The 15,714-nt window shown below is 40.9% G+C and carries 14 protein-coding genes; 13 read left to right on the top strand and 1 reads right to left on the bottom strand.

What is annotated here, in order from left to right:
* Positions 1 to 423: 423 nt before the first annotated feature.
* From BZG42_RS09385 to BZG42_RS09325, 13 genes are all read left to right on the top strand, one after another.
* On the top strand, positions 424 to 1,824 hold the full coding sequence (locus BZG42_RS09385) for a glycoside hydrolase family 1 protein (RefSeq protein ID WP_155963565.1): 1,401 nt from the start codon (positions 424 to 426) through the stop codon (positions 1,822 to 1,824).
* 9 nt (positions 1,825 to 1,833) lie between these two features.
* Positions 1,834 to 2,943, top strand: a complete 1,110-nt coding sequence (locus BZG42_RS09380) for a DUF871 domain-containing protein (protein WP_165437140.1) — start codon at positions 1,834 to 1,836, stop codon at positions 2,941 to 2,943.
* A 92-nt stretch (positions 2,944 to 3,035) separates the two neighbouring features.
* Entirely contained in the window at positions 3,036 to 5,030 is a 1,995-nt protein-coding gene (locus BZG42_RS09375) for a BglG family transcription antiterminator (protein WP_155996192.1), read from the top strand.
* An 11-nt stretch (positions 5,031 to 5,041) separates the two neighbouring features.
* Positions 5,042 to 5,353, top strand: coding sequence for a PTS sugar transporter subunit IIB (locus BZG42_RS09370; RefSeq protein WP_024532429.1), 312 nt, complete (start codon positions 5,042 to 5,044; stop codon positions 5,351 to 5,353).
* A gap of 1 nt (position 5,354) precedes the next feature.
* Entirely contained in the window at positions 5,355 to 5,669 is a 315-nt protein-coding gene (locus BZG42_RS09365) for a PTS lactose/cellobiose transporter subunit IIA (protein WP_155996188.1), read from the top strand.
* Positions 5,670 to 5,688: 19 nt separating this feature from the next.
* Positions 5,689 to 6,135: a DUF3284 domain-containing protein gene (locus BZG42_RS09360; protein ID WP_120172366.1), complete on the top strand. Its 447-nt coding sequence runs from the start codon at positions 5,689 to 5,691 to the stop codon at positions 6,133 to 6,135.
* A gap of 36 nt (positions 6,136 to 6,171) precedes the next feature.
* On the top strand, positions 6,172 to 7,548 hold the full coding sequence (locus BZG42_RS09355; protein WP_024532426.1) for a PTS sugar transporter subunit IIC: 1,377 nt from the start codon (positions 6,172 to 6,174) through the stop codon (positions 7,546 to 7,548).
* A 327-nt stretch (positions 7,549 to 7,875) separates the two neighbouring features.
* Complete coding sequence (locus BZG42_RS09350) at positions 7,876 to 8,436, top strand: CHAP domain-containing protein (RefSeq protein WP_178084910.1); 561 nt, start codon at positions 7,876 to 7,878, stop codon at positions 8,434 to 8,436.
* Positions 8,437 to 8,724: 288 nt separating this feature from the next.
* Positions 8,725 to 9,528, top strand: coding sequence for an amino acid ABC transporter substrate-binding protein (locus tag BZG42_RS09345; protein ID WP_024532424.1), 804 nt, complete (start codon positions 8,725 to 8,727; stop codon positions 9,526 to 9,528).
* 12 nt (positions 9,529 to 9,540) lie between these two features.
* Positions 9,541 to 10,200 (top strand): amino acid ABC transporter permease, encoded by a 660-nt coding sequence (locus BZG42_RS09340; RefSeq protein WP_024532423.1) that lies wholly within the window; start codon positions 9,541 to 9,543, stop codon positions 10,198 to 10,200.
* Between the two features lie 9 nt (positions 10,201 to 10,209).
* Positions 10,210 to 10,956, top strand: a complete 747-nt coding sequence (locus tag BZG42_RS09335) for an amino acid ABC transporter ATP-binding protein (protein WP_155996185.1) — start codon at positions 10,210 to 10,212, stop codon at positions 10,954 to 10,956.
* 362 nt (positions 10,957 to 11,318) lie between these two features.
* Positions 11,319 to 12,257, top strand: coding sequence for a LacI family DNA-binding transcriptional regulator (locus BZG42_RS09330; RefSeq protein WP_024532661.1), 939 nt, complete (start codon positions 11,319 to 11,321; stop codon positions 12,255 to 12,257).
* A 202-nt stretch (positions 12,258 to 12,459) separates the two neighbouring features.
* On the top strand, positions 12,460 to 14,868 hold the full coding sequence (locus BZG42_RS09325; protein ID WP_159780128.1) for a Spy0128 family protein: 2,409 nt from the start codon (positions 12,460 to 12,462) through the stop codon (positions 14,866 to 14,868).
* Between the two features lie 373 nt (positions 14,869 to 15,241).
* On the opposite strand, the gene BZG42_RS10165 is transcribed toward BZG42_RS09325, so the two are convergent.
* The gene (locus BZG42_RS10165; protein WP_236563903.1) at positions 15,242 to 15,508 is read right to left on the bottom strand and encodes a hypothetical protein; all 267 of its coding nucleotides are present in this window, start codon (positions 15,506 to 15,508) and stop codon (positions 15,242 to 15,244) included.
* Between the last annotated feature and the right edge of the window lie 206 nt (positions 15,509 to 15,714).

Here is a 15,714-nt window from a genome sequence, read left to right as displayed (position 1 = left end):
GTGGACTTTCTGACCTCTAAATTTAGAGTTTAAAATGCATTTTCTTACAGATTAATTTCTTGTGAAGGAATGGCAATAGAGAAAAGGTCAATAAAAGTCTAATTTTATGTTCAAAAATGAGTAGAGATTGATTTTGGGAAAAGGAAAATCATATGTTTCTGGGTTCGATTTTACATACCCTCAGTGTTTTTAGAAAGTACCATATTTCCGTCTCATTACGGAAAAAGAGAGAACGCTGGATGCGTTTACAAACAAGAAGGGCTGGAATATAATAAGGATATAGACATGGGGCAGGGAGCTAAGCGATGAAGCCTACAAAGTTAGTGACAATCAGTGACGTCACCAATTCTCCTGAGGTGTTTGAAAGACAGGTTGATCATGTGCAACTGCCATTGGTCATACAAAAGAAAGAAGGAGCAATCAATGACTCAGAACAAACAAGTTTATCAATTTCCCGCAGGTTTTTTATGGGGTTCTTCTACCTCAGGTCCTCAGAGCGAAGGGATGGAACCCGGTGACGGGAAAGGCCAAAGTAACTGGGATTATTGGTACAATATAGAGCCGGAGCGTTTTCATGGAGGTATCGGTCCGGAACAGACCTCTACCTTTTACAAAAATTATGAAAAGGATATTGATTTGTTGGCGGAGACAGGTCATACTGTATTTCGGACCTCTATCCAATGGTCGCGTCTCATACCAAAGGGTGTAGGGGAGGTCAATCAAGAAGCGGTAACTTTCTATCGAGCTGTATTTTCCCTAATAAAAGAAAAGGGGATCCAATTATTTGTTAATCTTTATCATTTTGATCTTCCCTATGCTTTGCAGGAAAAAGGTGGCTGGGAGAAAAAAGAAACGGTGTGGGCCTATGAAGCCTATGCACGGACTTGTTTCGAGCTTTTTGATGATGTGGTTGACCGATGGATTACCTTTAATGAGCCAATCGTTCCTGTAGAATGTGGTTATCTGGGAGATTATCATTATCCTTGTAAGGTTGATGCCAAAGCAGCGGTTGCCGTGGCCTACCATACTCAATTAGCTAGTTCTTTGGCAGTCAAAGCTTGCCATGAGATTAATCCTGATAAAAAAATCGCTATTGTGCTGAATCTGACTCCAGCTTATCCCCGTAGTGACCAGCCAGAAGATATACAGGCAGCTAGAATTGCAGAACTCTTCCAAACCAAGAGTTTTCTAGATCCATCTGTCTTGGGAGAATATCCAGAGGAGTTGGTTCGATTGATTGCCGAATATGATTTGACTCCAGAAGTTAGCGAAGAGGAGCTGGCAATTATCAAAGAGAATAGAGTGGATTTTTTAGGAGTCAACTACTATCAACCTCTTCGGGTACAAGCACCGACAAGGGTATGGAAAGAAGGAGAGGTTCTCACTCCAGAATACTTCTTTGCTCCTTATGATATGCCAGGGAAAAAAATCAACCCACATAGAGGTTGGGAAATTTATGAAAAAGGGATTTACGACATTGCCACCAGTCTCAAAGAAGAATACAACAATATTGAATGGCTAGTAACAGAAAACGGCATGGGGGTGGAAGGAGAAGCTGCCTTTAAGGAAAATGGCTATATCCATGACGATTACCGGATTGAGTTTATCGAGGATCATTTGATTGAGTTGCACCGAGCTATTCAAGAAGGGGCAAATTGTAAGGGTTATATGCTGTGGACCTTTATCGACTGCTGGTCTTGGCTCAATGCCTATAAGAATCGCTATGGTTTGATTGAGCTGGACTTGGATACTCAAGATCGCATTATCAAGAAATCAGGCAAATGGTTTAAGACCTTGAGTGCTACCAATGGTTTTAGTCGTTAGGAGGTCATCATGGTACAATTAGGATTTTCTATCTATCCAGAGCATTATTCTTTACAGGATAGTCAAGAGTATATTCATTTGCTGCATCGTTATGGAGCGCGGCGGATGTTTCTGAGTTTGTTGCAGCTAGAAACCAGTAAACCAGAGGTATTTGATCTATATAGGGAATTGATTTCCTATGCCAATCAACTAGGAATAACTGTGGTGGCTGATGTGTGTCCACGTTTTATACAGGCACAAGGTTGGCAAGATTCACTCATGGAACATGTTGCCGAATTTGGCTTAGCAGGAATTCGTCTGGATGAAGCCCTTCCTTTGGATGAAATTATTGAGCTAACCAACAATCCTTATGGTATAAAGATTGAACTGAATTTGAGTACGGATAAGACACTGTTGACCAAACTTTTGGTTAGTTCTGCTAATTTGGATAATGTAATCGCCTGTCATAATTTTTATCCACATGCTTATACAGGGCTTTCTGAAGAGTATTTTTTGGAGATGTCTTCGTTTTATCATCGTTCTGGGATTCAGACTGCTGCTTTTGTCAGTGCACAATCAGCAACCGAGGGACCGTGGCCCTTGTCAGAAGGATTACCGACTCTGGAAGACCATCGTTACCTACCTATTCCCCTTCAAATCGCTTGGTTGAAAGCGACTGGCTTGATCGATTGTATTTTGATCTCCAACCAATTTGTATCAGAAGAGGAGCTTCAATCCATCCAAGAGGTCTTGAAAGGAGAACAGATTCGTCTGATGGTGGAAGTAGAAGATGGGCTAACGTCTGTCGAGCAGGAGATTGTAACGTTTCCTCATGTCTATCGTGGAGATGTATCAGCCTATGTTCTTCGATCAACGATGCCGCGTGTCGTGTATCAGGATGTTTCAATACCAGCTCGATCAGATCAGATGATGACCGTGCAGCGTGGAGATATTTTGATTGACAATGATCTTTACGGTCGGTATAAGGGGGAATTGCAGATTGCTCTGAAAGAATTTACGGTCAGTTCCAAGGTCAATCGAGTTGGGCGGATTTGTCCTTCTTATCTCCCCTTGTTATCTCTCATCAAGCCTTGGAGAGAATTTCAACTGATTATCAACTCATCCGAACACTTTCACTAATCATACGGAAAAAGACAGGACACTTGAAAACAGTCAGCGTGTTATAATAGAGATAGAATATGTGGCTAATATAATGAAGGAAAGGAAGGGTCATGCTATCTAAAAAAGAAGTTCGTCTGCTAGAGTGTTTGTTAGCAAAGCAAGATACTTTTGTTTCCAGTTTGGAATTGGCCAAGTTGCTAGCAGTGAGTGATCGTACTGTGCGGAAGTATGTTCATCAACTTTCGTCTTCTTTAGAGGCAAACGGTGCGCATATCCTTTCCAAACAGAGCAAGGGCTATTGTTTACAGATTGATCGTCCAGTTGAATTTGAAATGTTCTGGCAGGAGCAGCTCCAATTAAAGAAACGGATTACGGATCTGACGCAACTGGAAGAAGCTGTGGATCGTCAGCGCTATATTTTGAATAAATTACTGTTTGAGGAACCCATTCAATCTTTAGACTGCTTGCAGAAGGAATTGTTTATTGGAAAGACCACCCTGCATTCCATCTTATCGGACATCCGTAAGTTATTTGCTTCCTACCAGTTGGAGCTTCTTATTACACGTAGGGGAATCAAGTTGGAAGGCAAGGAGCCAGCCATTCGTCATTTTATCATGGATTATTTTTTTGGCGAGGGGAAGGCTCAGTCAGTATATGGTATGGTTGAGACCAATCTTTTGCCGGATATTTGGTTTACAGATTTGATGTTGATTGTTTTGGATGAATGCCGCGATGCTAAGCTCCGTCTGTCTGATTTTGTCATGCAAAATCTTGTCCTCCATATAGCGCTTCTTTTGAAGCGGATGAAGATTGGATCCAGTTTAGATCAGTTTCCAATATCAAATGACATTCAGTCCTCTAAGGAATACCAAGTGGCGGGAAGGATTATCCAGCGGATAGAGAAGCAGTTTCAAGTCACAATCCCAACTGAGGAGACCAATTATATCGCCTTGCATCTTAAGGTGAAATTGACGGGAAGTCCCACTCAAGTCATGGAAGTTGAGGGGCGTTTTCAACATCATGTGGAAAGTTGTTTGCGCACCCTCTCTCAATTAACAGGGTTAGAACTATTTAAGGATCAACAGTTACTAAGGGGGATTTTGGCTCACCTAATTCCTTTACAGACTCGTTTGGAGAATAAAATCCAATTGGGGAATCCTTTAACGTCAGATATTCAGCAACAATATTTTGAGGCGTTTGAACTAACAAAGAGTGCCTTTGCAACGATGCCGGAACTAATGGGTTATCAGATTTCTGATGATGAATGGGCTTATTTGACTCTTCATGTTATGGCTGCGATTGAGCGCTATCAGGGATTTAAAAAGACGAGGGTTTTGGTAGTCTGTGCAACGGGAGTTGGAAGCGCTTTAATGTTAAAGAATCGTTTGGAGAAGGAGTTCTCCACCAGCTTAGAGGTTGTAGATAGTGTCAGTTATCATGAGATAACAGAAGAGCGACTGAGGGATATTGATTTAATTATCTCCTCTATTAGTCTCTCCAACTTGATTTTTTTGACACCCGTTATCAATGTGAGTGTCTTTCTATCAGAAAAGGATATGGAAGCTGTACGTTCCTATCTACAACAAGTGACACCGGTCAAGTCGGAGCAAGGGGAGTCGGTACTTATGGGGGAAGAACAGGCAAGACAGATAGCAGAGTCAGTTTTCTCCCCTCAGCGAGTTCTCTATATACAAGAAGAAACGAGTCGCGAATCGGTGCTATTCCAATTGACAATGTGCCTGAATGAGGCTGTTGATTCTGATTTTGTTGATCAGTTTTTGGAACAGGTCCATGTCCGAGAATCTTATAGCTCGGTTGTGTTTGGGGACAGCTTAGCTTTTCCACATCCGGCCTTACCGATGAGCTTCTCAGAGCAGATTGTTGTTGGGATTTGCCAAAGGTCGGTTGAGTGGGGACAGGGAAAACAAGTACAGTTAGTCTTTCTATTGTCTCCATCTAAGGGGCGCAATATTCACTTGAAGTATGTTTCCCCTTGTCTGGTCGAATTTGTAAAAAATGGAGCTTTGCAGGAGCGGCTGATGAAGAACCCAAGCTACAGTGAATTGATAGATATTTTCATTCCCTTGATTCAGAAGCAGGGATAGAAGGAGTTTTTATGAAACACATTATGTTAGTTTGTAACGCAGGTATGTCTACCAGTATGTTGGTAACAAAAATGCAAAAAGCAGCGGAAGAAACAGGGGTAGAAGCAACTATTTGGGCTGTTCCTGTATCTGAGGCAGATAATGAGGTGGGGCAAAAAGAAATCGATGTGCTTCTTTTGGGACCACAGGTGAAATTCTTACTGAATGATTACAAGGCCAAATTTGAACCGGCAATCAAAGTAGATGCCATCAATATGATGGATTACGGAGTGATGAACGGAGCCAAGGTCCTAGAAGCAGCGTTGACATTGATGGAGGAGTAGTATGAGTTCTCCAGAGTATTTAGAAGCCATCATGGGGCTGATTATGTACGGAGGTGAAGCCAAGGGCTATGCTACTCAGGCAATTCGAGCGGCTAAACAAGGCGATTTTGAAGCTGCTGAACAGTTGCTTCAAGAAGCGACTGCCTCTTTGAATGTTGCCCATAAATCACAAACCAATCTATTAGCAAAAGAAGCAAGTGGAGAATCTGTGGAACTATCTTTGTTAATGGTACACGGGCAAGACCATCTGATGAACGCTTTAACTTTCATTGATTTGGCAAGAGAGTTTGTTGAGGTCTATAGGAAAATAAGCTGATGGTGGGAGGAATATGTGTATGAAGTTGACAAGGGTAGGACAGGTTCCCGTGGAACACCTCTTTGATACGATTCGGCGTTCTTTGAAAGAAGATTATCAGCAGCATACGGGGGTTCCCCTTCTTGATCAGGATATCAGAGAAGGTTTGACTTATACGAAAACTTTTGGCGAAAAGGGTCAGCATAGTGTCAAAGTGATTGTGGAAGAATTTGCTGTTCCTAGTTGCTATGCGGTTTGTTTTCATTCCAACCGAGGTAAGGAGCATATTCGCTACTCACTACGTGATTTGGGAAACAATCAAACGGAGATAGAGTATTCCTATGAGATGGAAGCTGGTGATATTTTTGCAAAGGGAAATTATTTTTTGATGAAAAAACTCTTTTCAAAGAGCTTGAAACGCCGGACAGAAGCTCAGCTAGAAGCGATGATTCGCTATTCTTTAGAGGAACTTCAGCTTAATAGTTAGGTCATATGTGACAAAAAAATAAAAAGGAGACAGATTATGTCAAATATTTCTGAGAAATTCATGGAAATATCTGGGAAAATTGGCTCGCAACGCCACTTGATAGCGATTCGTGATTCCTTTATTTCTATGATGCCAATTACAATGGCTGGTACAGTAGCCGTTCTCTTGAATGTCTTTCTACGAGATATTCCAACTAATATGGGTTGGACTAGTTTTGTGGAAGCCATGCAACCTATTATCAACATCAATGGTTATGTATACTTTGGTACCATTGGGATTATGGCTCTTGTTTTTGCCTTCACTTTCGGCTACAACTTGTCTCTCATGTACAAGGTCAATCCTTTAGCCGGGGGCTTGATTTCTTTTGCTTCCTTTATTTCAACAATTCCCCAAAGCATAACAATTTCTACTGCCTTGAATGGAGCAGATAAATCGTTGCTTTCAGCTTTAGAAGGTTTGGGTTTGAAGATTGTTACGACTAATGGAGCTGCTGCTTTAGAAACAAGTGAGTGGGGAGCTATTGCCCTGAAATATGGTGGAGCAACAGGACTCTTCACAGCTCTGCTGATTGGTTTTCTTGCTACATGGGTTTATGCAAGTTTAGTGAAACGTAACGTTGCTATCAAACTACCAGACTCTGTTCCACCGGCGGTCAACAAGGCTTTTGCGGCCATTATTCCAGGTACGGCTGCAGTTTATGCCTCTTCTATCATTGCCTACCTTGCTTTTGCTTTGACTGGTCAGTCTTTGGGAGACTTAGTATCAACCTACATTCAGTTGCCTTTACTGGGATTGTCGCAGGGACTTGGGTCAGTAGTTCTCCTAACCTTCCTTGTGCAACTGTTCTGGTTCTTTGGGTTGCATGGACACAATGTTTTGGCACCGATCATGGATGGTATTTATGGTGTAGCTTTGAATGAAAATGCTGCTGCCTACACAGCAACCCAAAGCGCTGCAAACTTGCCTTGGCTTTGGACTCGTGGTTCTTTTGATGCTTACGCTCAAATGGGGGGCTCAGGTGTGACCCTTGCCTTGATCATTGCTATTTTCATCTTTTCTAAACGAGAAGAGCATAAGATGGTGGCTAAATTATCTGCTCCGATGGGAGTGTTTAATATCAACGAGCCAATCATCTTTGGTGTTCCGATGGTGTTGAATCCACTCTTTGTCATCCCATGGTTGATTGTACCTCCAATCTGTGCTGCCATTGCCTATTTGGCGACAGCAGCTGGCTTGATTCCGCCGGTCTTTGCGCCTGTACCGTGGATTACGCCTCCAGGGCTTTATGCTTACCTTGCTACAGGTGGAAATGTCATGGCAGCGTTGGTGTCCCTTTTCAATCTCCTTATCGCCTTCTTGATTTGGACTCCGTTTGTCATAGCTGCCAATAGGGTTAAAGCTGGTGAGGACTAATGTTTTCTAAGAATAAATCTCCCTTCTTACTAGCGCTAGGATTTTTCCTTATTGCAGTTAGTCCGCTCTATGGAAATAAGTATTTGAATATCATTGCTGGCTTGGTTTTGATACTAATCAGTGTGCTCAGAAGCAGAGGTAACTAGCTGCCATATTAAACGACTTCCATGAGGAGGTCGTTTTTTTGTCATCATGCTATTTTAAAATATGTCATTGTTAAGAGATTGCAATTTGCTTGTAACATTTGTTATATATTTTTAAGCCTGCTGCAAGGATTATCCATTAGGATAGATGAGTCCGAACAAATATGAAGGAAAATTGAGTATTTTGAGTTATAACATTATTCGAAAGTATATGAAGTTAGAGCTGTTTATAGTTCTTATGGGAAGTCTTTTGTGGACAAGTGTACCAACTGTTAGCGCCAGCACCAGAATGAATGACAATCTGGCACTGACGAAGAGTCTGAAAGCTACTAAAGTTGCTATCGAGAAAGCGGCTAAAGTCGCATTAGCAACGAATATGATTTCAGAAGTTGCTGTGGAATATACTGTTAACACCTATCCAGCTGGTCAGTGTACTTGGGGAGCCAAACAAATGGCTCCTTGGGTTGGTAACTACTGGGGAAATGGTGGCGATTGGGCTGCCACTGCAAAGTCTTTAGGCTACGAAGTTGGAAGTAAACCTAAGGCTGGAGCCATTGCTGTTTGGACGGACGGTGGCTATGGCCATGTTGCCTATGTGACGGACGTGGCAAAGGATGGTCGGATTCAGGTAAAGGAATCAAATTACAGTGGTGCTTATCATCCTAGCAATGTTCGTGGCTTCTTTGATCCGACAGCAACCAGCGAAGGAACAGTGAGCTACATTTATCCGCCTGCGGGGGTGTAGTCTTGCCTTATCTGCCAGCTGTCTAGCAAAGAAGCTATTGTCTGAGAGAGGACTATGGAGAGTAGGAAATAGATGGTCGGTCATTTTGCTTGTTTCAGCCTTGTCCACTGAGTAGGTATTTTTGTTGTTATGTTAATGAGGCGGAATATTTTTTCGGTCTCTTTTTTCTTATGTCTAGTAAAGCCACTATTTAAAATTTTAATCTCACTGATAGAAAATATATATTAGCTGGAAAAAGTCTTTCGTGATACTATTGTAAAATATGAAAAAGAAAGAAGTGTAGTTATCGTGAAAAAAATTGTTCTTTTAATTAGTTTATTGTTGACAGGAATTGTCTTGGTTGCATGCAAGTCATCCTCTACATCGGAAGCTGGCGAAAATCAATCTCTTCTAACCCAAATTAAAAAAGAGGGGGTCATCAAGATTGGTACAGAAGGCACCTATGCTCCTTATTCCTATCATGATGAGGATGGTAAGTTGGTTGGTTATGATGTAGAAGTAGCAGAAGCTCTTGCGGCTAAATTAGGTGTCAAGGTCGAATTTATCGAGACAAAATGGGACTCTATGATTGCTGGCTTGGATGCCAAGCGCTTTGATACGATTGCAAATCAGGTTGGGGTGACAGATGAGCGCAGGGAAAAATTTGATTTTTCTGCACCGTATACCTATATTTATGGCGTTCTAGTTACGAAAAAAGATAGCTCAAACATCACAAGTTTTGCAGATTTATCAGGTAAAAAATCTGCTAACAGTCTGACAAGTAACTGGGCAGATTTAGCTCGCAAAAATGGCGCAGAGGTTGTCGGTGTTGACGGTTTTTCCCAAGCGGTTGAGTTGTTGCATACAGGGCGTGTGGATGCGACAATCAATGATAATTTGGTGTACCTAGACTATATCAAGCAACACGCCAACGCACCGATCAAAGTTGTGACCTTAACAGATGATGTATCCACAACTGCTTTTCCAGTTGCAAAAGGTAATACAGATCTGGTAGAGGCGATAGACAAGGCTTTGTCTGAGTTAGCAAGTGAAGGAAAACTGGCTGAGATCTCAAATAAATACTTCGGTGAAGACGTGTCAAAAGCCAAGTAAGCAGGAGAAAATATGACAGATAGAGTATGGCAACTACTGATTGATTCATTTTCGCAAATACTTGTTCCAGGATTGTTGGTGACGATTCCATTGACAATCTTGTCTTTTGCTTTTGGGCTATTACTGGCTATTGGGACAGCTCTGGTACAAGTCGCTCATATCCCTGTACTCAGGCAACTCGCACGGTTTTACATTTGGCTTATTCGTGGAACTCCCCTCTTGGTGCAACTGTACGTGATTTTCTATGGTCTGCCAAGTCTGGGGATTGTCTTAGCAGCTTTTCCATCAGCGGTCTTGGTTTTCTCAGTTAATACTGGAGCCTATGCTGCTGAGACCATTCGGGCTTCTATCGAGTCTGTTCCCAAAGGACAGTTGGAAGCAGGTTATTCTGTGGGGATGAGCTTTGCTCAGACCATGCGCCGAATCATCCTACCGCAAGCCTTTCGTGTAGCTTTTCCTCCTTTGTCTAATACCCTCATCGGTCTCGTTAAGGATACGTCACTAGCAGCCAATATTACTGTTTTGGAGATGTTTATGGTAACCCAGCAAATTGCGGCTCGGACCTACGAGCCTTTTATTCTTTATTGTGAAGTCGCTGTGATATATTTATTCTTTTCGACCATTTTGACAAAACTTCAAGCCTATGGCGAGAAGAAATTGGCAGTTTATTAGGAGGTTCAGATGATTCAAGTTAATGGCCTAGAGTTGGCTTTCGGTAATCAGCAAGTTTTGAAGGGGATTGATGTTCAGGTTAATCCCGGAGAAGTAGTGGTGATTTTGGGGCCCTCTGGTTCAGGTAAAACCACCCTCCTTCGTTCGTTAAATTTTTTGGAAAAAGCTGACGCAGGTCACTTGGTCTTTGGTGATAGTCAGTATGATTTGTCCAAGATTTCCAGTAAAGACATTGCGGCTATTCGCAAGCGGACAGTCTTTGTCTTTCAAAATTATAATCTCTTTGCCAATAAGACTGCCCTAGAGAATGTAACAGAGGGGTTGATTGTGGCACGAAACATAGCCAAGCCAGAGGCAGAAAAAATTGGTAAGGCAGCCTTGGATAAGGTTGGGCTATCAGACAAGTATAATTTTTTCCCTAGTCAACTTTCAGGTGGTCAACAACAACGAGTTGGGATTGCCAGAGCCATTGCAACCAGTCCAGAAGTGATTTATTTTGATGAGCCGACTTCAGCGTTGGATCCAGAATTGATTGGAGAGGTCTTAGCGGTCATGATTCAGCTTGCTAGAGAAGGCATGACAATGGTTGTTGTTACTCATGAGATGGGGTTTGCGCGTGCGGTAGCTGATCGAGTAATTTTTATGGATGGTGGTCAGATTATTGAGGAAGGGCAGCCAGAAAATTTGTTTGATTATCCAAAAGAAGAACGGACTAAGCGATTCTTGGCTCGTATTCGAAAGGAAGACGTACAATAGTTTCATTTAAAATTATGCAGCACTCTAAACGCTAGATAGAAAATCTCTAGTCTAGCTTTGGAGTGTTTTTCCTAGTCATTTGAGTAGGTGGTCAAGTTAGCGAACAAGGTTATGTATGGGGATGAGTGTTTGAATAGTTCTCCCAACCAGACTGTGTTGGTACGAACTATGTTTACGCTATTTTCAAGCCTATGGAACGAATGCCAAGAGTAAATTGAAAGGCTATAAAAAACGATAATAAGTAGAAAGGCTTTCTTTTCTAAGATAAATAGTATATAATACTACCAAGAAAACGTTTGCACTATTAAAGGCATTTGATTTGTCGAATCGTATCAGATAAGGGAAGGATAGGGAGAAGTTCTATGACAACATTAGCCGACGTGGCTAGGTTAGCCAATGTATCAAAAATGACCGTTTCGCGTGTCATCAACCATCCAGAACAGGTCACGAAAGAATTGCGTACGCTGGTAATGGCAGCGATGAAAGAGTTAGATTATACGCCAAATGTGGCTGCCAAGGCTTTAGCTCAACAACGAACCTTGATTGTTCAGGTGATTATTCTGGAGAAGATGGATGTGGTGGAACCTTACTATATCGACCTTTTAGCCGGTATCGCTGATGAACTAAATCATCGGCATTATACTCTGCAACTGGTGACGGATTCTGATCTAATCACTGATCAGTGTGATGGCTATATCGTAACAGGAGCTAGGAAAGCGGACTATACTTGGTTGAAGAGGTTGAGAAAACCCTTGGTTTTGTTTGGAGAAAATCAAGAGGGGCTTCCCTTTGTTGACTCGGATAATCACTTGGCGACCCGATCAGCTACCCAGTTTGCCCTATCCAAAGGATACGAACAGATTATATTTGTTGGGATTGATTTGCCAGAAGCCTTTGAAAAGAGCAGAGAAGGGGGCTATAAAGCTGCTATGCAGGGACGTGAGACTCACCTTTATCGGTTAGAAAATAGTTCTCGGTTAGCAGAAGAGTTTGTAAAAAACAGTGACCTATTATTAGAAAATACCTGTTTTATTTGCGCTTCGGATCGTTTGGCCCTAGGGATTACAAGAGGTTTACTAGCTTTGGGGAAATCCATCCCACAGGATGTTGGTGTGATTGGTTTTGATGGTTTTTTCCTGGATCGGATGTCCAGGCCCTCTCTGACGACCATGAAGCAGCCTATTCGACAAATGGGGGCTTTAAGTGTCAAACAGTTGATGACTATATTGGAGGGAAAGCCCCTAACCAAGCAGGGACATTATTGCCAAGCGACCTTGATTGAACGTGAGACTACACCTTAGTAGTCTTTTTTTTTCAATCAAAATAATAGACTTTTATTTTCAGCTATGTTACACTGTCATAAGTTATGTTGATGTTCTATCACCCAGTATTTTCATAGTATTTGTAACAGATCGATGCAAATATTTTTTTGTATACTCTTCTTTTCATCGTGAAAAAAGAGGAGTGGGTGGTAGAAAAAGACAAAATAGAGAGGGATTGGTAATGATGCGGAAAAAAGTAGGTGCGATGATGTTAAGCATCTTAATGGTAGTGTCAACCTTAGCTGGTGCATTTATGGGAGCAAGTGTGAGCCAAGCGCAGGGGAGCTTGATTAAAGACATTAAAGTTGATAAACAAGAGATGAGGCATGGTGATCATTTCCGTGTGGATGTAGATTTTGGAGGTCCAGGTACGAAAGTTAAAGAAGGGCAAGTTGAAAAAATAAGATTTGACCTTCAAGATGTGAAAGTAACATTTCCGTCAACTGAAATTGAGTTGAAAAATGAAAAGAGTCAGACTCTTGGAAGTGTTAAATTTAATAACAATGAAGCGGTATTAACTTTTAATAAGTATGCAGCAACTCTTGATGACGTTACGGGGGCTTTCTATTTTAGTGCCTCAGCATTTTACGACAGAGATTATAGTCAATCAGGTCAAGGAACAATCAATATAAGTTCAGGAAGCATTAGTAAGAGCATTACACTTAAATACGAGAAAGGCTCAGAAACGACGGATAATGTGTATTACAAATCTGGAGTTTGGGATGATAAGGATGATAGTGTAGATTGGATCTTTAATGTTAACACTGCAAGAAAATCTGTGGAAGACTTAAATGCCACTTTTGAGATTAACGATGAACTTCCAGAGACAATGGAGTGGGACATTGATTATAATAATAAGGCTTCTTATGCAGTTGAATTTGGTTCTGGTAACTGGATTAGTCTAGAAGAGGCTGGAAAAAGGGGAGTTACGATTTCGTTTGATACTTCCAACAAGCGAAAATTAAATGTTAAACTATCCAATCAGTGGGTTCTTGAGCACGGTACATGGGTAAAGCCTCTGAACGGCAGAAGTATCTCCGTTCGTTTGAAGGCTAGGCTGACAGCAGAAACCATGAATAACCCAGCAATTACACGAGTGACGAACACATCAACTGTTCACCTTTCCAATCTAGATTGGCAGATACAGGAGAGCGATAAGAGTGCCTCTGTTGAAATCATTCGTGTTGGAGGTTGGGCAAAAGGAACCGTAAAAGGTGAGGTAAGGATCTTTAAGAAGATTGCAGGGACGGAGACTGGAATCGCAGGAGTAGAGTTTCTGATTGAATCAGTAAACAATACAAACGTGCAGTACAAAATAAAGACTAATGAATCAGGTATTGCCAGTCAAAAGGGTTTGGTAGATGGAAAATATAGACTGAAAGAAATTTCTGCTCCGGCATGGATAGACTTTGAACCATCTAAGGCAATCACCCATGAATTTGAAGTTAAGGAAAGTGATACAGAAGGAAAAACTTTCCAGATAGAAAATACAAAGAAAAAAATAGATATTAAAGTCAATAAAGAATGGATTGGTTTAGATGATAAGAAACCGACAATATTGCTACAATTGTATAAAAATAATGTGGTAGAAGGACAGCCAATTTCAATAACACCAAATAGTAGTTCATATACTTGGAAAGCCTTAGATAAAACAGACAATAAGGGTAAAGATTATAGCTATACAGTTAAAGAAGTAGGCGAGAATAATGGTAAAGTAGTATTGGAAGGAAAAATCTATACTGTTGAGTATATAAAGAGTGCAGACAGTCACTTTACCATCAAGAATACTTTAAATAAGACTACACCAGCTAGAGCAACGATTGCGGTTAAGAAGGCTTTGAAAGGCCGTACTCTCATGAATCAAGAGTTTGAATTTATCTTAAGAGATGAAAATGGAACTGAGCTTCAAAGAGTAAAGAATGCAGTTGATGGTTCTGTCGTTTTCAAGGCAATTGACTACTCTGCGGCTGGTATCTATAAATACACGATTGAAGAGGTTAATGCAGGTCAAATGATTGATGGCTTGAAATATGATGATCTCAGAGTTCATGTAACTGTTCGTGTGAGCGATGATAAACAGGGTACTCTTGTTGCTGCAGTTGAATATCCTAACGATATTGAGTTCAATAATGAGTATGTTGAGCCAACAACTACCACCGCAACCGAGGAGCCAACGACGACCACCACAACCGAGGAGCCAACGACCACTACTACAACCGAGGAGCCAACGACCGCTACTACAACCGAGGAGTCAACGACGACCACCACAACCGAGGAGTCAACGACCACTACTACAACCGAGGAGTCAACGACCACTACTACAACCGAGGAGTCAACGACGACCACCACAACCGAGGAGTCAACGACGACCACCACAACCGAGGAGTCAACAACCACTACCACAATTGAGGAGCCAACTACCACCACCACAACAAGTGAAAAACCTAGTCAACCAGAAACGACCACAAATGACAAATCTAGAAAAGCATCGCTCCCATCTACGGGAGAAGTAGGTAGCTTTTTAGTAACTATGCTTGGATTTGGTGTCCTTGTTTCGATAATCACAGCGATGGTGTACCATCGTAAATAAAAAAATCTTAATCATGAATGATTAGGCTAATACTACAAGAGCTTGGGACAAAAAGATTTTCAATTTTGAAAATCTCAATTATCAAGTCCTTTAGATCTATAATTGAACAAAAAAAGCGAACAAACCAAGATTCTGATTGTCAGAAAACTGGTTTTGTTCGCTTTTTATATATGAAATTGGACTATTGTCCCAACCTCTTTTTTAGAAGGAATAAATACTTTATTATTTGTTCCCTTTAAGAAAGTATGAAAGAAAGGTAGTTCAATGAATTAACTGTACTAATTACTTTTTTCAATGAAGAAAATATATTGACTAAAACACATGATGAAATGTCTAGACAGTTGGATAGTATGCTGGGAATAGGGCTTTCAGATTATGAATTGCTCAACTCATCATCTAGGTCGTTAAATAATTCAATTGATAGTTTATCCTCTTCTTTCTCATTTAAATGAGAATTTTTCGAATGTGCTATACAAGTAAGATGGTGATGCTTTTCGTATTTATTAATGACATCTTCGAATCGTTGCTTCATCATAAAAATATATAGGCTTCCCTCAATAATTACTCCTCTCAGAGTCCAAAGATCCCCCATATCCATAGCAGGTGATGTTAATTTATTTGATTTTGCAGTATTTGCAATATCACGATAAATAAAATCCCAAATTAAAATATGACGACTATTTTTATTTCGAACTCATTATCAGAAAATATTTTCTCAACCTCCCCTGTTGTGACTTGTTGAAAATATTTGAGCAAATTTATAGATTGGTTATGGCAAATTGTTCATTAAATACTCCTTTAAAGTTTGTAGTCTTAGTTTAAGATTTTTTCCAAAAAAGTCAACCT

The sequence above is a fragment of the Streptococcus sp. DAT741 genome (assembly GCF_009866825.1).
Lineage (GTDB): Bacteria > Bacillota > Bacilli > Lactobacillales > Streptococcaceae > Streptococcus > Streptococcus ruminantium.
This window is presented reverse-complemented; position numbering and strand designations above follow the sequence as displayed.